At 59.5% G+C, this 18114-nt stretch carries 16 protein-coding genes and 1 pseudogene; 11 read left to right on the forward strand and 6 right to left on the reverse strand.

The window, feature by feature from the left end; all coding sequences use genetic code 11:
* Positions 1-162 precede the first annotated feature (162 nt).
* From H7B67_RS30490 to H7B67_RS30505, 4 genes are all read right to left on the reverse strand, one after another.
* Positions 163-957, reverse strand: a complete 795-nt coding sequence (locus H7B67_RS30490; RefSeq protein WP_185123691.1) for an ABC transporter ATP-binding protein — start codon at positions 955-957, stop codon at positions 163-165.
* Complete coding sequence (locus H7B67_RS30495; protein ID WP_185123692.1) at positions 957-1889, reverse strand: ABC transporter permease subunit; 933 nt, start codon at positions 1887-1889, stop codon at positions 957-959. Before H7B67_RS30495 ends, H7B67_RS30490 begins: the two co-directional genes overlap by 1 nt.
* Positions 1890-1978: 89 nt before the next feature.
* Positions 1979-3064, reverse strand: a complete 1086-nt coding sequence (locus tag H7B67_RS30500; protein WP_185123693.1) for an ABC transporter substrate-binding protein — start codon at positions 3062-3064, stop codon at positions 1979-1981.
* Positions 3065-3336: 272 nt separating this feature from the next.
* On the reverse strand, positions 3337-3543 hold the full coding sequence (locus H7B67_RS30505; RefSeq protein ID WP_185123694.1) for a DUF1657 domain-containing protein: 207 nt from the start codon (positions 3541-3543) through the stop codon (positions 3337-3339).
* A 155-nt stretch (positions 3544-3698) separates the two neighbouring features.
* On the opposite strand from H7B67_RS30505, the gene spoVAC reads away from it, so the two are divergent.
* The 11 genes from spoVAC (at position 3699) to H7B67_RS30560 (ending at position 15513) form a co-directional block, all read left to right on the forward strand.
* Complete coding sequence (gene spoVAC, locus H7B67_RS30510) at positions 3699-4172, forward strand: stage V sporulation protein AC (RefSeq protein WP_185123695.1); 474 nt, start codon at positions 3699-3701, stop codon at positions 4170-4172.
* A 7-nt stretch (positions 4173-4179) separates the two neighbouring features.
* Positions 4180-5208: a stage V sporulation protein AD gene (gene spoVAD, locus H7B67_RS30515; RefSeq protein ID WP_185123696.1), complete on the forward strand. Its 1029-nt coding sequence runs from the start codon at positions 4180-4182 to the stop codon at positions 5206-5208.
* 9 nt (positions 5209-5217) lie between these two features.
* Entirely contained in the window at positions 5218-6078 is an 861-nt protein-coding gene (locus H7B67_RS30520) for a DUF421 domain-containing protein (RefSeq protein ID WP_185123704.1), read from the forward strand.
* A gap of 80 nt (positions 6079-6158) precedes the next feature.
* Positions 6159-7286, forward strand: a complete 1128-nt coding sequence (locus H7B67_RS30525; RefSeq protein WP_185123697.1) for a carbohydrate kinase — start codon at positions 6159-6161, stop codon at positions 7284-7286.
* Between the two features lie 4 nt (positions 7287-7290).
* Positions 7291-8199 carry a pseudouridine-5'-phosphate glycosidase gene (locus H7B67_RS30530; RefSeq protein WP_185123698.1) on the forward strand — a complete coding sequence of 303 codons (909 nt, stop codon included), beginning with the start codon at positions 7291-7293 and terminating at the stop codon, positions 8197-8199.
* Positions 8200-8413: 214 nt separating this feature from the next.
* The gene (locus tag H7B67_RS30535; RefSeq protein ID WP_185123699.1) at positions 8414-8926 is read left to right on the forward strand and encodes a L,D-transpeptidase; all 513 of its coding nucleotides are present in this window, start codon (positions 8414-8416) and stop codon (positions 8924-8926) included.
* A gap of 208 nt (positions 8927-9134) precedes the next feature.
* Complete coding sequence (gene zwf / locus H7B67_RS30540; RefSeq protein WP_185123700.1) at positions 9135-10628, forward strand: glucose-6-phosphate dehydrogenase; 1494 nt, start codon at positions 9135-9137, stop codon at positions 10626-10628.
* A 194-nt stretch (positions 10629-10822) separates the two neighbouring features.
* Complete coding sequence (gene efeO, locus H7B67_RS30545) at positions 10823-11689, forward strand: iron uptake system protein EfeO (protein WP_425353891.1); 867 nt, start codon at positions 10823-10825, stop codon at positions 11687-11689.
* Positions 11690-11693: 4 nt separating this feature from the next.
* Positions 11694-13025 (forward strand): iron uptake transporter deferrochelatase/peroxidase subunit, encoded by a 1332-nt coding sequence (gene efeB, locus H7B67_RS30550; protein WP_185123701.1) that lies wholly within the window; start codon positions 11694-11696, stop codon positions 13023-13025.
* A 15-nt stretch (positions 13026-13040) separates the two neighbouring features.
* Entirely contained in the window at positions 13041-14834 is a 1794-nt protein-coding gene (locus H7B67_RS30555; RefSeq protein ID WP_185123702.1) for an FTR1 family iron permease, read from the forward strand.
* A gap of 241 nt (positions 14835-15075) precedes the next feature.
* Entirely contained in the window at positions 15076-15513 is a 438-nt protein-coding gene (locus H7B67_RS30560; RefSeq protein ID WP_185123703.1) for a hypothetical protein, read from the forward strand.
* Here the strand turns inward: H7B67_RS30560 and H7B67_RS30565 are convergent.
* Both H7B67_RS30565 and H7B67_RS30570 read right to left on the reverse strand, forming a co-directional pair.
* A complete protein-coding gene (locus tag H7B67_RS30565; RefSeq protein ID WP_342592479.1) occupies positions 15508-17301 on the reverse strand; it encodes an NAD(P)H-hydrate dehydratase in 1794 nt (597 codons plus the stop codon). The genes H7B67_RS30560 and H7B67_RS30565 overlap by 6 nt on opposite strands.
* A gap of 614 nt (positions 17302-17915) precedes the next feature.
* A pseudogene (locus tag H7B67_RS30570) lies at positions 17916-18114 on the reverse strand (rhamnose ABC transporter substrate-binding protein); the annotation flags it as partial.

Here is an 18114-nt window from a genome sequence, read left to right on the forward strand (position 1 = left end):
CACCTTGTTAAGGGGTTACCAAATCCCATTTCACGGCGGCACCAGCAACCGGAAGGAGACACATCCCTCCAAAATATAAATCGCTAACCTAAAAGATAGGGGCTGTCCATAAGTTTATGACTTATGGGACAGCCTCTTTGATCTTTATGGCAAGAGCAGCCGTCAACCCAGAACGACGCGATCGTCGGCAAGCTTGCTGCCGCTGATCTGCTCGAATTCTCCGAGAAGCTGCGCAACCGATAAGTCCTTCTTCCGGCTCTCCGGAATATCGAGGATGATGCGTCCCTTATCCATCATGATCAAGCGGTTGCCCAAACGAATCGCTTGCTCCATGTTGTGGGTGACCATGAGAGTAGTCAGCTTCATCTCCCGAACGATGCTGTCGGTCAGCTTCGTGATCAGTTCCGCGCGCGCCGGGTCGAGAGCCGCCGTATGTTCGTCGAGAAGCAGGATGCGAGGCTGGGTAAACGTCGCCATCAGCAGGCTGAGCGCTTGGCGTTCGCCGCCGGACAGCAGCCCGACTTTCGCTTTAAGCCGATTCTCGAGGCCGATGCCAAGCTTGCTAAGCTGCTCGCGGAACAGCTTGCGCCTGGCCGCCGAGACGCCCCAGCCAAGACCGCGCGGCTTGCCGCGAAGATAAGCCATCGCCAGGTTCTCCTCGATGGTCATGTTCGGAGCGGTTCCCGCCATCGGATCCTGGAAGACGCGTCCGATCCAGCGGCTCCGATTCGACTCCGATATGCCGACGACGGAAGCATTCTCGATGCGGACGTCGCCGAGATCCGGCTTCATCACTCCCGAGATAATGTTCATCAAGGTGGATTTGCCCGCGCCGTTGCTGCCGATGACGGTGACGAAGTCGCCCGGCTTCAGCTGCAGCTGAATATCGACGAGCGCGACCTTCTCGTCGACCGTCCCCGGGTTGAACAGTTTGGTCACGTTCTGAATGTCCAGCATCAGGATCGACCTCCCTTACGAGCCGCTGCGCCGGCCGCCAGCTCGGCGGATCGCTTGCGGGCGAATTTCTTCTGCTTGACGGAGCGCTGGATGGTCGGAATGACGAGCGCGACGATGACGATGATAGCGGTGATCAGCTTCAGGTCGGACGTCTCCAGATGCAGGAAGTCCGCGCGAAGGGCGAGCGCGATGACGATCCGGTAGACGATGGAGCCGAAGACGGCCGCTAACGTCGCCAGGAGCACCGTGCGATGGCCGATGATCGCTTCGCCGATAATGACCGAAGCTAGGCCGATAACGATCATGCCGATGCCCATGTTGACGTCCGCGAAGCCTCCGTCTTGGGCGATAAGCGCTCCCGACAACGCCACGAGTCCGTTGGACAAGCTGATGCCGACGATCTTGGTCCGGTCCGTATTGGCGCCGAAGCTGCGGATCATGCGGGCGTTGTCTCCCGTCGCGCGAAGGGATAAGCCGAGATCGGTATGCAGGAACCCGTCCAACAGGAACTTAAAGACAAGAACGAATATCGCCAAGACGATTATATAGAGCAGAGTCTCGGATGCGATCGAGGAGAACAAAGTCTCCTCTCCGATCAAGGAGACATTCGGTTTGCCCAAGATTCTCAGGTTGATGGAGTAGAGAGCGATCATCATGAGGATACCGGACAGCAAGCCGTTAATACGGCCTTTCGTATGAAGTAGGCCCGTGCAGGCTCCGGCCGCAAGCCCTCCGACGAAGGCCATAAGCGTCGACAACCACGGCTGATAGCCGTTCGCGATCATCACCGCCGCGATGGCGCCTCCCGTCGTGAAGCTGGCGTCTACGGTGAGATCGGGAAAGTCCAAGATGCGAAAAGTAATGTAAACCCCGAGCGCCATCAAAGCGTACATAAGGCCTAACTCGACGGCTCCGGTAAGCGAATTCAGCACGCTTATTCCTCCCTATAAAGTGACAAACGGAGTGAACCGCTAGAAGCGTGCTCACTCCCGTCCGTTTAATCTTGCTTGCCGCTCAAAGCTTACTGGATAATGTTCGTTTCTTGGTCTTGAACCTTCTGCTTCATGGCATCCGTTACCGTGATGCCTTGGGCTTCGGCGGCCTTCAGGTTCAAGATCAGATCGAGCTTTTCTTGCATGGTTACCGGCAGGTCGCCGATGTTCTTGCCGTTCTTCAATACGTCTACCGCCATCAGGCCGGCTTGGTAGCCGTGGTCGAAGTATTTGAAGCCTACCGTAGCGAACGCGCCCTTCTCGACGGTATCGCGGTCGCTGGAGAAGAACGGAAGCTTATTCTCGTTCGCGACTTGGATGATGGCGTCCACGCCGCTGACTACCTTGTTGTCCAGCGTGATATAGAAGGCGTCGACGCGTCCCACCAGGGATTCGGCCGCTTGCTTGACTTCGGAAGTATTCGTCACCGCGGCTTTAACCAACTTTATGCCGTGAGCGGACAGAGCTTCTTCGGCTTTCTTGGACATGACGACGGCATTCGGCTCTCCTTCGTTGATAACGACGCCGACCGTCTTCACATTCGGGAAATCGGAAGCGATAAAGTCCATCAATTGAGTGATCGCCGCAGGATTCGTGTCCGACGCGCCGGACACGTTGCCGCCCGGTTTTTCAAGATCGGTAACGAGCTTCGCGTCCAACGGATCCGTCACCGCCGCGAACAGCACGGGCGAGTCCTTCACGTTCTGGACAATCGCTTGCGCGGACGGAGTCGCGATGGCGAGGATCAGATCGTTCTTCTCGGAAGCAAGCTTCTGGGCGATCGACAGGTTGTTGGTAGGATCGTCTTGGGCATTATTATAGTCCAGCGTCAGATTGACGCCTTCCTCGATGCCGTTATCCTTCAGAGCGGCCAGGAAGCCTTCGCGAGTCGCGTCCAAGGACGGGTGCTCGACGATCTGCGAGATAGCGATCTTGAACTGCTTGCCGTCGTCCGCAGCCGGGGCGCTTGCACTTGCGCTTGCGCTCGCGGACGGGCTGGAGCTTGCGCCGCTCTCTCCGTTCGCGGAATTGCCGTTCGAATTGTTATTGCCGCACGCGGAAACGACCAGCATGGCAACGCCCAGCATTAACGGTGCCCACAACTTTTTCTTCATATGATCTGCCCCTTCTCTAGTTAAAAATGACTACATGTCCAACATAAACACTTTTTCAGTTTAAAGCGGCTATCCGTCGTCGTCAATTCATATCATTGAATTTTCAGCCATTTTATCTCCGGTTCGAGCATGATTTTGGCAACGTTGTCACGGAATGATAATATGTATCCTTTTTATGCCGGAGATGGATTGGCGAACCCGCCTATTACAAAAGAAAGAGGCGAACCGGGTTCGCCTCCTTCTTGCACTTCCGATCGCGGCCTGCCTCTCGATTAGAAGCCTTTGTATTGAGGCTCCTCGTTCTCGAGCTGCTGCACTCGCGATTCCACTTGCTGGAGTACCTGCTGCGTTTGTTGCGCCGCATTGGTGAACAGAGTCTTGGCCTCTTGGTTCTGCGTGGACAGCGCGAATTGCTCCAGGCTGGCTTGGGCACTCTTCAGCGAGGCAACGCACGTTTTGACTTGGGATGCGACCGTCATGTTTATCACCTCTCCACTGTATAAAGTCGAATGCCCTTCGGAAGGACGATTAATAAACTGCCCCGATTCGCGCAAAATCATTATCGGTCCCCGTGTCGTAATTTTCGGTCGTTCTGGCAACCTTAAGAGAAAAGCCGAAGAAGGAGATGCGGCCTATGCCGAACAGCAAGTTGAAGAAGCTGACTCCCGTTCAGCAGGAGTATCAGCTTGTAGCGCTGCGCAGAATGCCGAAGCGCAAGGTGGCGCTTAACTGTCTGCGCGCCTTTCTTGTCGGGGGCCTGATCTGCGTGATCGGCCAGGGGATCCAGCAGGCCATGATCAAATGGGGCGGATTCGAGAAGGCGAACGCGGGAGACCCTACCGTAGCCATTCTTATTATTCTGTCGGTGCTGCTTACGTCCATAGGCGTGTATGACAAAATCGGGCAATGGGCCGGGGCCGGCTCCGCGGTGCCCGTCACCGGGTTCGCGAATTCCATGGCTTCCGCCGCCATCGAGCATCGCAGCGAAGGGCTCGTGCTTGGCGTCGGCGCTAACATGTTCAAGCTTGCGGGTTCCGTCATCGTGTTCGGAACGGTAGCCGCGTTCGTCGTCGGCATTATTCGTCTTATTTGCTCGGGAGAGGGGTAACGCGCACATGCTTAAAGGCCATCAAAGCTGGATTTTCCGGCAGAAACCCGTTATCGTCTCCACGGCCGCCGTTGTCGGTCCGTTCGAGGGACGAGGCCCGCTCGGCAAAGACTTCGACATCGTGCACGGGGATTCCAGGTTGGGACAGGACAGCTGGGAGAAGGCGGAACGGACGCTTCTGGAAGAAGCGACCTCCATCGCCATCGAGAGAGCGGGTCTTACCCAGGAGCAGGTCCAATTCTACATCGGCGGCGACCTCATGAATCAGATCACGAGCAGCAGCTACGCCGCCCGCACGCTCACGATTCCGTACTTAGGCGTTTTCGGCGCATGCTCGACGTCCATGGAGAGCCTGGCTCTCTCTTCCTATTTAGTAAGCACGGGCGGAGCCAAATACGTGCTGGCGGGAACGTGCAGCCATAACTCGACCGCGGAGAAGCAGTTCCGTTATCCGACCGAGTACGGCTCGCAGAAGCCTCCGTCCGCGCAATATACCGTTACGGGAGCGGGAGCCGCCGTGGTCTCCATGGAAGGCTCCGGACCGGTCGTCGCATCGGCGACCATCGGCCGAGTCGTCGACATGGGCATCAAGGATCCGTTCAACATGGGAGCCGCCATGGCTCCGGCCGCCGTCGACACGATAACGGCCCACTTCCGCGATCTGCAGGTGGGCCCGGACCATTACGACCTGATCGTGACGGGGGATCTGGCTAAGGTAGGCCATGCGATCGCCAGCGATTTGCTCGACAAGCATAACATCCCGATGCATAAGACGCGGTTCAAGGATTGCGGCATGATGATCTACGATTATGAGAATCAGATGGTGCAGGCGGGCGGAAGCGGCTGCGGCTGCTCGGCCGCGGTCACGTACGGCCATCTCATCCGCAAGCTGCGCAAAGGCGAGCTGAAACGGATTCTCGTCGTGGCGACCGGCTCCCTGCATTCCCCGATCTCCTTGCAGCAGAGCGAGTCGATCCCTTGCATCGCCCATGCGGTAGCCATCGAAGCCAGCCCCGAGCCGGAGAAGGAGGATTAAGCCATGAACATGCCCGATTGGTCCGTGATCGCCATCCGCTCCCTCGGGGCGCTCATCATGCTGTTCCTCTTGACCCGGATTCTGGGCAAGAAACAGATCTCCCAGCTCACGTTCTTCGAATATATCCTCGGCATTACGTTGGGTGATCTGGCGGGCTTCATCTCGACCGACATCGAGGCCAATTATCTTCACGGAGTCGTTGCCATGCTCGTCTGGTTTCTGATTCCGCTGGTGGTGGAGCTTCTCGCCTTGAAGAGCAAGAAGATGAGGCAGCTGTTCGAAGGGTCTGGCCGGGTGATGGTCAAGGAAGGCAAGGTGCTGGAGGACAATCTGAAGAAGGAACGGCTCTCGCTCGACGAGCTCCTGGAGCAGATGCGCGGCAAAAACGTCTTCAACGTCGCCGACGTCGAGTTCGCGGTCATGGAGACGAACGGGGAGCTGAGCATTCTGCTCAAGAAAGAGAATCAACCTCTTACGCCGAAGACTTTCGGGATCAAGAGCGTCAACGAGGTGGAGCCTCAAACCGTCGTGATGGACGGGGATATTCTCGACGAGCCGCTCGCGACGATCGGCCTGAACCGAGGTTGGCTGACTACCGAGCTGGAGAAAATCGGGGTATCCGTCGAAAATGTCTTTCTGGCGCAAGTGGACGCCTATCAGCAGCTGTACGTGGATCTGTACGACGACAAGATCAAGGTTCCCGCTCCGCAGGGCAAGGCGCTCCTTCTTGCTACGCTCAAGAAAACGCAAGCCGATCTGGAGCTGTTCGCCGCGGCCACCCGCAACGAAGAGGCCAAGCTTATGTACGAGAGAAGCTCCCAAGAGATGGCTTCCGTCATCGATTCCCTGACACCGATGCTCAGAGGCTGACCTTTTTCCCGCTTGAGCGCTCATAAACTTATGTTTATAATATAAACATAAGTTTATTTTTTTGTTTAGAGGAGATCTCGATGGACCGCGAACAACAGATCTTGTCGCTGATTCGGCGCAACCCGTTCATCTCCCAGAAGGAGCTGGCGGAGAGAATCAACATCTCCCGCTCCGCGGTCGCCGGCTATATCGCTTCCCTCACCCGGAAAGGAAGCATCAAGGGCAGGGCCTACATCACCTCCGATGAAGGCTCGGCGATTTGCATCGGGGGAGCTAACTTGGACAGCAAGGCTACGGGCAAGCAGGCGCTTCGGCTCGCCGCGTCGAATCCGGTGACCGTGACGGAGGCTTGCGGAGGAGTCGCGCGCAACATCGCCGAGAACCTGGCGCACCTGGGCTGCCGCGTCTCCCTGCTGACCATGACCGGAGACGACAAAGCCGGCCACTGGTTGCTGGAGGAGACCGCCCGCCACGGCGTCGACACGAGTCCTTCCGTCATGCTTCGCGGCGAACGGACCGGCTCCTATACCGCCGTGCTTGACCAGGACGGGGAGATGTTCCTGGCTCTCGCCAACATGGACATTTACGAGAGCTTCACGCCCGATTACCTTAACGAGAAATGGCCGCATATCGCCTCCTCCAAGCTTGTCGTCGCCGACACGAATCTGCCGGCCGACAGTCTCGCCTACCTGATCGAACGCTGCCGCTCCGAGGGCCTGCCGCTGTTCGTCGACCCGATCTCGCCGGAGAAGAGCAAGAAGCTGCCCGAATCGCTCCTGGGAGTGACCGCGATCTTCCCGAATCTCGCGGAAGCCCGCGAGCTGACGGCCGGACGTCTTGGAGACGAAGAGCCCGGCGATCCGGGATCGAGCCGGGAAGCGCGCCGGCTCGCGGCCGCCATACGGAAGCGGGGAGCCGAGCACGTCTTCATCACGATGGGCAAGGACGGCGTATTCTACTCGGGAAGCGAGGCGGATGATGGCACTCAGCTCGCCGCCGTCCCGACGCAGGTCGTCGAAGTGACGGGAGCCGGGGACGCTTTCCTCGCCGGAGTCGCTTACGGCATCCTTCGCGAGCATTCCTATCTGGAAGCGTGCGTGCTCGGACTCGCCTCGTCGCACCTTGCTCTTCAGACGTCCGATTCCGTATCGGACCGTCTGAACGCAGAAGAACTGAACCAAACCATTCAACGAATGAGAGGACAATGACCGCATGAATCGCTACCTGCAATTTACTCCGGAAGCCTACGAAGCCCTGAAGACGGGCAAGCCCGTCGTCGCCCTGGAGACGACGATTATCTCGCACGGAATGCCTTATCCGCAGAACATCGAAATGGCCCGCACCGTCGAGAGCATCATTCGCGAGCAAGGCGCCGTTCCGGCCACCATCGGCATCATGAACGGCCATATCAAGATCGGCCTGAACGACGAAGAGCTGGAAGCCTTCGCGACCAGCCCGTCCGTCGAGAAGGTCAGCCGCCGCGACTTCCCCTACATTCTGTCCTCCGGCAAGATCGGAGCGACGACGGTGGCCGCCACGATGATCGGCGCTGCCCTGGCCGGCATCGAAGTGTTCGCGACCGGCGGCATAGGCGGCGTCCATCGCGACGGCGAGAAGACGATGGACGTATCGGCGGACCTGACCGAGCTTGCGAGCACCAACGTCGCCGTGGTCTGCGCGGGAGCGAAGTCGATTCTCGACATCGGCCGCACCTTGGAATACCTGGAGACGCACGGCGTTCCGGTCGTCGGCTACAAGACGGACGAGTTCCCGTCCTTCTACTCCCGCGAGAGCGGCTACGGCGTTGACTTCCGTCTCGACACGCCGGAAGAAGTCGCGAACGTGCTTAAGACGAAGTGGGAGCTCGGGCTGAACGGCGGCGCCGTGATCGCCAACCCGGTTCCGTCGGAGCATGCCATGAAGAACGAAGAAATCGACGGCTTCATTCAGCAGGCGCTGCGAGAAGCGAACGAGCAGAACATCGCCGGCAAGCGAGTCACGCCGTTCCTTCTCGGCCGCATCAAGCAGCTGACCGGAGGAGACAGCCTGGCCACGAACATTCAGCTCGTGTACCACAACGCCAAGGTTGCCGCCCAGATCGCGGTAGCCCTGAAGAAGTAAATCTACATTAGAGAGGCTGTTCCCCAGGGTCTTCCGCAGGCCCGGGAGCAGTCTCTCTTCTATTCCGCATCTCCTCCCCCGCTAAGCCGATCTTCTCTCCTCTCCGCCGTTCGAGCGGATTTTCAATTTTTTTACGCAAAATTAAGCTCTTGCGCATTCAACACTCTCCAACCCGTGCATATAATTGGGAATCATTGGTTGGAGGTGTCGCTTGATGAGGGGTCGCGTCTATGGAACCGCCCTCCTGCTGATCGTCATCCTAGCGCTCGCTTTCCCGTCGTTCGCTGCCGGAGCATCGGCCGCCGAGACGAAGCTCGACGCCAAATACGCGAAATACGAGCATTTTATCGTCATCGACAAATCGGAGAACCGGCTGTACTACTACGAGGAAGGAGCGCTGATCAAGTCGTTCGCCGTCGCTACCGGCAAGAAGGACTCCTATACGCCGGAAGGCTTGTTCTCCGTTCGCGAGAAAATAAAAAACCGCCCCTATTATAAGGAGAAAATCAAAGGAGGAGACCCGAAGAATCCGCTCGGAGACCGCTGGCTAGGTTTAAAGGTGACCGTGAACGGCAAAACTTCCTACGCTTACGGTATTCACGGGACGAACAACGAGAAGTCCATCGGCAAGTACGTGTCCGCGGGCTGCATCCGCATGCACAACAAGTCCGTCCGGTGGCTGTACGACCAGGTCGAGACCGGCACCCCCGTCCTTATTCGCAAATAAACAAAAAAGCGCGGGATTGGCTTGGAAACGCTGCATTTTTCTTGATTTCGGGCGCTTATCCGATTCGACATTTTTCGGTTGACGAACCCCCCCTCCCGGTGTAACATTGCTCTATTATGGGTTGAAAGTCATTATCATTTATATATTCTATAGAGAAAAGCGACTTTGATCGCATCATTGGATTGGACTTTCTGGGAGGAATTACACTGTGGAATCCATGACTTTCGTTCTGTTCGGGGCTACCGGCGACTTGGCCAAGAGAAAGATCTACCCCGCTCTCTATAATTTATACGCGGACGGGAAGCTTCCCGAATCGTTCTCGGTCATAGGCTTAGGAAGAAGGGAGATTGAGGACGAGACGTTCCGCGGCAACGTGGAGCAATCGATTCGGCAATTCTCCCGTCGTTCCCCCGCGGATAGGGAGGACTTGAACGCGTTCTTGTCCTCCTTCCGGTATCATCCGCTCAACGTCTCTAACCCGGAAGACTACCGCAAGCTGCTCGAAGTCGTACAAGCCCGCGAGACGGAGCTTCGGCTTCCCGACAATCGCCTCTTCTACCTGTCGGTCGCTCCGGAGTTCTTCGAGATCATCGCTCGGCAGATTCAAGAGAGCGGCCTTGGCGCCACCCGCGGCTGGAAGCGCCTGATCATCGAGAAGCCGTTCGGCCACGATCTGGCGACGGCGCGCTCGCTGAACGAGAACCTGAGCCGCGCCTTCGAAGAGGACGAGATCTACCGGATCGACCACTACCTCGGCAAGACGATGGTTCAGAACCTGGAGACGCTCGTGCTGGCGAACCCGGTCATCCAGGCCGTCTGGAACAAGGAGCATATCTCCAACGTCCAGATCACGGCCAGCGAGACCGTCGGAGTCGAGGAGCGCGCCGCTTATTACGACCAATCCGGAGCGATTCGCGACATGTTCCAGAACCATCTGCTCCAGGTGCTCATGATGACGGCGATGCGGCGTCCAAGCCAAATCACCGCCAAGAATATCCGCGAGGAGAAACGCAAGATCATCGAAGCGCTTCGCCCCGTCGCGAAGGAATCGGCCGGGCTTAGCGTAGTCCGCGGTCAGTACGCGGCCGGAGAGATGGGCGGCAAGTCCGTCCCCGGTTACCTGGACGAGCCCGGAATCGGCGCCGAGTCGAAGAACGATACCTTCGTCGCGGCGCGGCTATGGATCGACCACCCGGATTGGGAGGGCGTTCCCTTCTACCTTCGGACGGGCAAGCGAATGGCCGCGAAGTCCACTCGCATCGTCGTCGAGTTCAAGAATCCGACCGAGGACCTGTATTCGGCCAAGAACGAGAAGACGTCCCCGAACCTGCTGATCATCGAGATCAACCCGAACGAGAAGATCAGCTTCCTGTTCAATGGGAAAAACTCCCGTAGCGACGGTCTTATCGAGCCGGTGGAGATGAACTTCCGGGCGGACCAAAGCGAGCTGCCGGAAGCCTACGAGCGCCTGATCTCCGACGCGCTCGACGGGGATTCCACGTTCTTCGCCCATTGGAACGAAGTCGAGCTGGCCTGGCAATGGGTTCAACCCGTCCTCGAAGCGTTCGAAGAAGGGCTTCTGCCGCTGCATTCGTACGCCGCCGGATCGAACGGCCCCGCCGCATCGGACAAGCTTCTGAAGGAGCAAGGCCATGAATGGCGGCTCGATCCGGATGTTCCGGAGCTGATCGGACAGGCTTGAATCGGGGAGTTAATGGAAATTAAGATATCGGATAAGCCCGCCAAACAACCGCTTCTTAAGGGGCGCGTCGTTTGACGGGTTTATCTTTTGCATGGAAATCATTAAGAACAATAAATTTACATTGACAATGATTCTCATTGGCAATAGAATTCGTATAGATTTAATACCTTATCCGATCGCTTGGGGGAATAGTCGTGAAATTAGCTTGGACCGCGCTTCTGCTGGCCGCGAGCCTTACGGCCGCCGGCTGCAGCTCGAATAACAACGAAGAGAACGCCGGAGACGAGAGCGCTGCCGCTTCTCCGACCGCATCCGCGTCGTCATCCGCCGCTTCGATCGATTGGACGCCTATCGTCGACTCTTACCGGCAGTACTCCATCGAGCAAGCCGACGCCTTCATCACCGAGACCGACAAGTTCGTCGCCGCCGTCAAAGCGGGCGACACGGAAACCGCGAAGCGGCTCTATGCGCCGACTCGGATGTACTACGAACGGATCGAGCCGATCGCGGAGGCTCTCGGCGACCTTGATCCGAACATCGACGCGCGGGAGAACGACGTCGAGGAGAAGGACTGGCGCGGCTTCCACCGCATCGAGAAGTCTCTCTGGGTAGACAACGCCGCCGCGGGCGCGGAGGACTATGCGGATCGCCTGCTCGAAGACGCGAAGTCGCTTCGCGCGCTGATGGAGACCGTCGAGATCGAACCGACGCTTCTGGTCACGGGTGCCGTCGAGCTGCTGAACGAGGTGTCCTCTTCGAAGGTAACGGGCGAGGAAGAACGTTATTCCCATACCGACCTGTACGACTTCGCCGCTAACGTCGAAGGGGCTCACAAGATCTATGACCTGTTGAAGCCGGAGCTGAACAAGAAGGATGCCGAGCTCGAAGCGAGCATCGGAACGAGCTTCGCCGATCTGGAAGAAGCTCTCGGCGCCTACAAGAGCGGCGACGGATATGTCTCGTATACCGACCTGACCGAAGAGGACACGAAGAAGCTGAGCCAGTTGATCGACGCCTTGGCGGAGCCGCTCTCGCAGATGGGCGTTATTCTGGGGGCTTAACGACATGGCGAACGAAGAACGAAAAGACGGGGAGCGGCAGCCCGAAGCGCAAGACCAGCCGCTCTCCGGTTTACTAAATAAGCCGGTCAGCCGTCGGGACGTGTTGAAGATGGCCGGAATCGGAGGCGCTGGGCTATTGCTCGGCGCCGCCGGCGTTGGGGCGATCTTCAAGGAAGGCCTCTTCGCCGGAGCGTCTTCCGCGGCGAAGCCCGCCGCGAAGGAAGCCGCCGGCGACATCGTCGAGTTCTACGGAGCGCATCAGGCGGGAATCGCGACGCCCTCCCCCAACTTTATTCTGTTCGCTGCCTTCGACGTGGTCGGCACTAGCCTGGATAGCGTCCGCGCTTTGTTCAAGGCATGGACGGCCGCCGCGGCGTCCATGACAAGGGGAGAACCCGTCGGAGAGGAGAGCGGCAACGATCATCTGCCCCCTACCGACACGGGCGAATCCGCAGGATTGTCGCCTTCCCGAACGACGATTACGTTCGGCGTGGGCCCCTCCTTCTTCGACCATCGGTTCGGCCTGGCGGGCAAGAAGCCTGCCGCGCTGGTCGACTTTCCCGCGTTCGGCGGCGACGAGCTCCGTCCGGAATGGACCGGAGGGGATATCGGCGTGCAGGTATGCTCGGACGACATGCAGGTCGCCTTCCATGCCATACGCAATCTGTCTCGCATCGGGCGCGGCAAGGTCGTGCTTCGCTGGACCCAGGAAGGCTTCCAGCGTACGGGAGCGGCCGATCCCAAGGGGGCGACGCCCCGCAACCTGCTGGGCTTCAAGGACGGAACCGCCAACCCGGACACGGACGACGACTCCGTCATGAACCGGGTCGTCTGGGCTCAATCCGCCGACGGCGCGGGCTGGATGGCCGGAGGAACCTACATGGCGGTTAGGCGCATCCGGATGCGGGTGGAAGTGTGGGACCGGTCGACGTTGGCCGATCAGGAGCAGACGTTCGGCAGGCACCGGGCAAGCGGCGCTCCGCTGGGCGGCAAGGATGAATTCGACGAAGTGAATCTGGAGGCCAAGGACGCAAGCGGCAAGCCGCTCATTCCGATGAACTCCCACGTCCGGCTCGCCCGAGGGGACGGCTCGGCGCAAATTCTGCGCCGTTCCTATTCCTACTCCAGCGGAATGGATAACAAAACCGGGCAGCTGGACGCCGGGCTGCTGTTCATATGCTTTAACCGGGACAGCCGCAAGCAATTCATTCCGATGCAGCAGAAGCTCGGGCAGAGCGATCTTCTCAACGAGTATATTGTCCATAACGGCAGCGCCCATTTCGCCTGCTTCCCCGGCGTTCGCCAAGGCGGCTATATCGGCGACACGCTGTTCTAGAAAGGAGCGATGAGTATGATGCGGGCAACGCTGCAACCGGCTTGGCTTCGCGGGCTGCGAGGCTTCGCGCTCGCGCTGCTGCTGGCGTTTTCCCTCCTTCCGGCGGTCGCGGGAGCGGCGGACGATTCCGGGAGGCCGGAAGCCGATCGGCTGCTTCCGCTGGTCGGTTCCGCCCTGGTCGATGCCGGGCAGAGCGAGTGGAAGGAGGCGCTGGCGGAGGTTCAAGAGGCGGAGCGGATCTGGGCGGGCTTGAAGGCGGAAGGGTCCGAAGCCGCCGCGGATGTCAATTCCGCCATCGCTCAAGCCAATAAGGCGCTGGCCGATGCCGAGACCGACCCGGAGAAGGCGAAAGCCTCGCTCTCCGCGCTCGCCAAGGCTTTCAACAATTACGTCAAAAGCACGAAGCAAGAGACGGGAACGAGCGGCGCCGAGGCGGCCGCCGGCATGCTGCCGAAGGCGGAGCAGCTGCTGAGCGCCGTCGAGACTTCCTCCTGGGATGATGCGAAGAAGGCCTTTGACGCCATTAACGACAACTGGAAAACGATCGAGCAGCCGATCCGTACCGAGAACTCCGCGGTTTATGCCAAGCTTGAGACGAGCATGAGCATGATCCGGATCGCCCTTCAAGCGGAACTGCCGCGAGCCGAGCAAGCGCTGACGGAGACGCAGGCCTTCCTGAAGCTGATCCAAGATTACAAGGACGGCACGCTGGTCGCGGAGCCCGTCCAGACGGGAGTGACCGTTGCCGATCTGATCGTCATTCTCGATAAGGCTTATGACGACGTCGAGGCCGGCCTGTACGAGGAAGCGGACGGCCAGATGGCCTCCTTTATCGCCAAGTGGCCGTCCGCGGAAGGAGAAGTGCAGGTTCGTTCCGCGGCTGCGTACGATAAGATCGAGATTCAGATGGCTTCGGTATCGGGCTATCTGCTCTCCGAACCCGCGCGGCCCGAGCAGGCCAAGAAAACGATCGACAGCATGCGCGAGCAGCTTCGGCCGATGGCCGAGGAAGCGGCGGCCTATACCGCCTGGGATGCCGCGCTGGTCCTGTTCCGCGAGGGCCTGGAAGCGATACTCGTTCTGGCAGCTCTGCTTGCCTATCTGAAGAAAACGGGCAATGAAGCGAAGCGGGTCTGGGTCTGGTCCGGCGTCTGGTCCGGCCTTGCTTTAAGCGGCGTCATGGCCGTCATTCTGACCTATGTTCTCAAGCAAGCCTCTTCGGGCAGCACTCGGGAGCTTATCGAAGGCATCGCCGGCTTGGCCACGGTGGCGCTTATGATCACCGTCGGCAACTGGCTGCATAATAAGTCGAACTTGAGCAACTGGAACCGGTACATCGACAGCAAAATGAGCGATGCTCTCGCCCGCGGCAGCCTCTGGTCCCTGTTCGCCGTATCCGGTCTGGCCGTCCTTCGGGAGGGCGCGGAGACGACGATTTTCTACGCCGGGATGGCGTCGTCCATCTCGGCCGCGCAGCTCGTTCTCGGGATCGGCGGCGCTTTGGTCGTCCTGATCGCGTTGGCGTTCGTCATCATTCGTTACGGAACGCGGTTGCCGATCAAGCCTTTTTTCCTGACGGCATCGGTTCTGATCTATTACCTGGTCATCCGGTTCGTCGGGGAGAGCATCCATTCCTTGCAGGTGGCGACCGCTCTTCCTTCCCATTACGAAGCCAATCTCCCGACCTTCTCGGCGCTAGGCCTGTATCCGACATGGGAGACGACGATTCCTCAGCTTGCGCTCCTGGCCGGCATTGTCGGGCTATTCCTCTGGAAGCGCTCGGGCCGGTCGAGAACGGTGAACGCTTAAAGAAATCCGCGGCTAACGGAGACAAACAACTACAAACGAACGGCCCGCACGGGAATCGCTTGACGTCAGGCGACTCTTTACGGCGGGCTGTTTCATTTTCTTTAGATCGCTTTAAGAACGGATTAAGCGCAATTTAAGTTACGGAGGGTAAGCTTATCCCATGATCCGAAACGATCTCGACGATCTTATCGTACTAATAGATATCCCTGAGCCTTATAAGGAAAGGAAGGTAAGACAAACGATGAAATTCTCGACGCAAAGATGGGCAGCCGCGTGCACGATCGCCCTGATGCTGGCGATGGGCAACGGCATGACGGCGAACGGCGCGCAGGCCAGCACCTTGACTAACGTAAATAAATCCCCGGCAGCAGCGGGCGAGGACCCGTTCCTCGTCTCCTTGGGAGCGCAGGATGAAGACGAAGTTCGCGACGCCTTGAAGGATGGCGCGTCCTTGGCGGACATAGCGGCCAGCGCCGGTTCGGACGTTCGCCCGGTAATCGAGATGCAGATCCGGCAGCTGACGGAGCAGCTCGAGCAGCGTCTGGTAAACGGCAGCATCACATGGGACCAATTCGTTGCCTACAAGGCGGAGGTCCCCTCCTTGATCGAGGCCAGCGCTTACGAAGCTTATGGACCGGACTCGGAAAAGGAAGGGCTTAGCGAAGAGGCAGGACTATAATCGTTCGATGATATCTCCGGCGAGGAGCGAGGCTTGGGACGGACGGACATTCGCGGCCCGATCGCCCGCCGCTCCGTGAAGATAGACGCCGGCGGCGGCGGCCTGAACGGGACTTAGCCCTTGAGCGAGGAGCCCGCCGATCAAGCCGGCCAGCACGTCGCCGGAGCCCCCGGTCGCCATGCCGGGGTTGCCGGTGACGTTGACATAGACGCGCCCGCCCGGCTCCGCGACGACGGTGCGCGCGCCCTTCAGCACGACGATGACGCCGTGCTCTTCGGCGTATCGCCGTGCCAGCCCGATCCGGTCGCGCTGCGCCTCGCGAACGGACAGGCCGCACATCCGGGCCATCTCGCCCGGATGCGGGGTGAGGACGACCGGGACCGCTCGGCGGGGCCAGGCCGCGAAGGGCTCGCCGCCGGCGTCCTGGCCGGGAGCTTCGGCGGCGGCGAGCATATTGAGCGCATCGGCGTCAAGGACGAGGGGGAGGCTGCCAGGCAGGCTCTCCCATAGCGTCCGCAGCCATGCGCCGTCTTTGTTCCATCGGCCCATTCCGGGGCCGATGACGAGCGCCTGCTTGCCCGCGGCCGCGGCGGCAAGCGTTTCGGGCGGCGCGGCGCTCCAGTCGCCGCGGCCCGCGTCCGGCATGCCGAGGAGCATCGCCTCGGGCAGCCGGCCCAGAAGCGCGGGCAGCAGCGAGTCCGGCAGCGCCCAGCTGACGAGCCCGCTGCCCGAGCGGAGCGCGGCGCGCGCGGCGAGCAGGCCCGCACCGCTCATCGGGCGCGAGCCCGCGGCCACGAGCACGTGGCCGTAAGTGCCCTTGTGCGTATCCGCCTTCCGAACCGGCGGCCACGCCAGCTCCAGCTTCTCGCGCAGCGTCCGCTCGCTCAGCTCGAACGCGCGAACGCCGATCGTCTCCGCAGCCGACTCCGGAATGCCTATGCCGCGGACAACCACGCGTCCCGCGTTCTCCGCGCCGGGATAGAGCAGCAGCCCGCGCTTCGACATCGCGAGCGCAACCGTGAGCTCCGCCCTGACGCTCGGCTCCGCGGCTTCCCCCGTGTCGGCGTCCAGTCCGCTCGGAATGTCCGCCGCCACGATCGGCTTCCCGCTCGCGTTCGCCTCGCGGATCAAGCTTGCGTACGGCTCGCGCGGAGCTCCCTTCGTGCCGGTGCCGAGCAGCGCGTCGATCACGCCGTCGAAGCGGTGCCACTCGATCTCGCCCGGCGCATACGTCATCGCCGGAAGGCCAAGCCGCTCCGCGATCCCCCTCTGGATCGCCGCTTCGCCGACCAGCTGCTCCGGAGGGACGGCATACGCAACCGTCGCCCCATGGCCCAGCTCGATCAGATGCCGGGCGCAGACGAGCCCGTCTCCTCCGTTATTCCCTTTGCCGACGAGCACAAGCCACTCGAAGCGCCGCCTGCCAGCCTTTCGCTCCCCGTTCTGCGGCTGCGATTTATTCGCCGACCGCGTACCGTTAGCTAACTGCACCTCATTCGCCGACTGCATCCCGTTAGCTAACTGCATCTTGTTCGCCAGTTGCATCCCGTTAGCTAACTGCACCTCATTCGCCGGCTGCATTCCGTTAGCTAACTGCACCTCATTCGCCGGCTGCATTCCGTTAGCTAATCGCGCCTCGTTCGCCGGTTGCCCTTCATTCGCCAGCTTCGCCGCTTCCTCCGCGATCGCCCGTCCCGCGTTCTCCATCAGCACCAGCGATGGGATGCCGATCGTCTCGATCGTATGGCGGTCGATACGCCGCATCTCCTCCGAAGTGACTAGATACACTCTCAAGCCCCCCTTTTTCCGAGACTAACCGCTCTTCTCCGATTGTAGGCCATCGCGGCAGAGTCGTCCAACCTACTGTTGAGCGGAGCCGACTTGTAACGGAACTCAGAGCCGTTATTTTGCTCCGTAGACGGATAATCGAATTCTAACGGAACTCAGAGCCGTTATTTCGCCGATTTCCGCTGATTGGAGCACAAAAAGCCAGAATAGGGTCTCTCACTTCCGTTAGAATATAAATCGATTGGTTATCGGACAAATAGCGGCTGTCACTTCCGTTAGAGATATGAAACGCGATGAGAAGGCGCTATTCCGACGTACCAAAAGGACCGCACGACCCTCCAGCGGAGAGCCGCGCGGCCCTATTGGCCTTGCACTAGTTGACTCATACTTACTTTCTCGCTAACCTCTGTTCCATTGTCCTGCTCTAAGTTGCTTAGCTCTTCCTTTATAGCTAACCATTGCTCCATCGTCCTGCTCTAGTTGCCTAGCTTTTACTCCCTCACTAACTCATGTTCCATCGCCTTACTTTAGTTGTCTCGCTCTTCATTTCTCACTAACCCTTGCTCCATCGCCTTACACTTGTTTCCTTGCCCAATTTCCCGCTTGATCCGCTCTTAGTAAACCGACTTCCATTCCGCGATGTTGCTGAAGTCGAACTTGAACGGATCGCCCAGCATGACTTGCGTGCCGTCGCCGTCGGCTACGATTTCTTTCTCGCCGAGCGTGCCGGCCGTAAACTTCTCTCCTGCGGCGCCCGTAAGCTTGCCGTCGACAAGCGATTCCGCCGCATAGCCGGCCAGGTAGCCGACATCG

The organism is Cohnella thailandensis (assembly GCF_014212135.1).
Classification (GTDB): domain Bacteria; phylum Bacillota; class Bacilli; order Paenibacillales; family Paenibacillaceae; genus Cohnella; species Cohnella thailandensis.

Bases quoted from the DNA above. Each gene is read 5' to 3' on its own strand.
- H7B67_RS30490 (WP_185123691.1), bottom strand. From the start codon at position 957: ATGCTGGACATTCAGAACGTGACCAAACTGTTCAACCCGGGGACGGTC.
- H7B67_RS30500 (WP_185123693.1), bottom strand. From the start codon at position 3,064: ATGAAGAAAAAGTTGTGGGCACCGTTAATGCTGGGCGTTGCCATGCTG.
- H7B67_RS30505 (WP_185123694.1), bottom strand. From the start codon at position 3,543: ATGACGGTCGCATCCCAAGTCAAAACGTGCGTTGCCTCGCTGAAGAGT.
- spoVAC (WP_185123695.1), top strand. From the start codon at position 3,699: ATGCCGAACAGCAAGTTGAAGAAGCTGACTCCCGTTCAGCAGGAGTAT.
- spoVAD (WP_185123696.1), top strand. From the start codon at position 4,180: ATGCTTAAAGGCCATCAAAGCTGGATTTTCCGGCAGAAACCCGTTATC.
- H7B67_RS30520 (WP_185123704.1), top strand. From the start codon at position 5,218: ATGCCCGATTGGTCCGTGATCGCCATCCGCTCCCTCGGGGCGCTCATC.
- H7B67_RS30525 (WP_185123697.1), top strand. From the start codon at position 6,159: ATGGACCGCGAACAACAGATCTTGTCGCTGATTCGGCGCAACCCGTTC.
- H7B67_RS30530 (WP_185123698.1), top strand. From the start codon at position 7,291: ATGAATCGCTACCTGCAATTTACTCCGGAAGCCTACGAAGCCCTGAAG.
- H7B67_RS30535 (WP_185123699.1), top strand. From the start codon at position 8,414: ATGAGGGGTCGCGTCTATGGAACCGCCCTCCTGCTGATCGTCATCCTA.
- efeB (WP_185123701.1), top strand. From the start codon at position 11,694: ATGGCGAACGAAGAACGAAAAGACGGGGAGCGGCAGCCCGAAGCGCAA.
- H7B67_RS30555 (WP_185123702.1), top strand. From the start codon at position 13,041: ATGATGCGGGCAACGCTGCAACCGGCTTGGCTTCGCGGGCTGCGAGGC.
- H7B67_RS30560 (WP_185123703.1), top strand. From the start codon at position 15,076: ATGAAATTCTCGACGCAAAGATGGGCAGCCGCGTGCACGATCGCCCTG.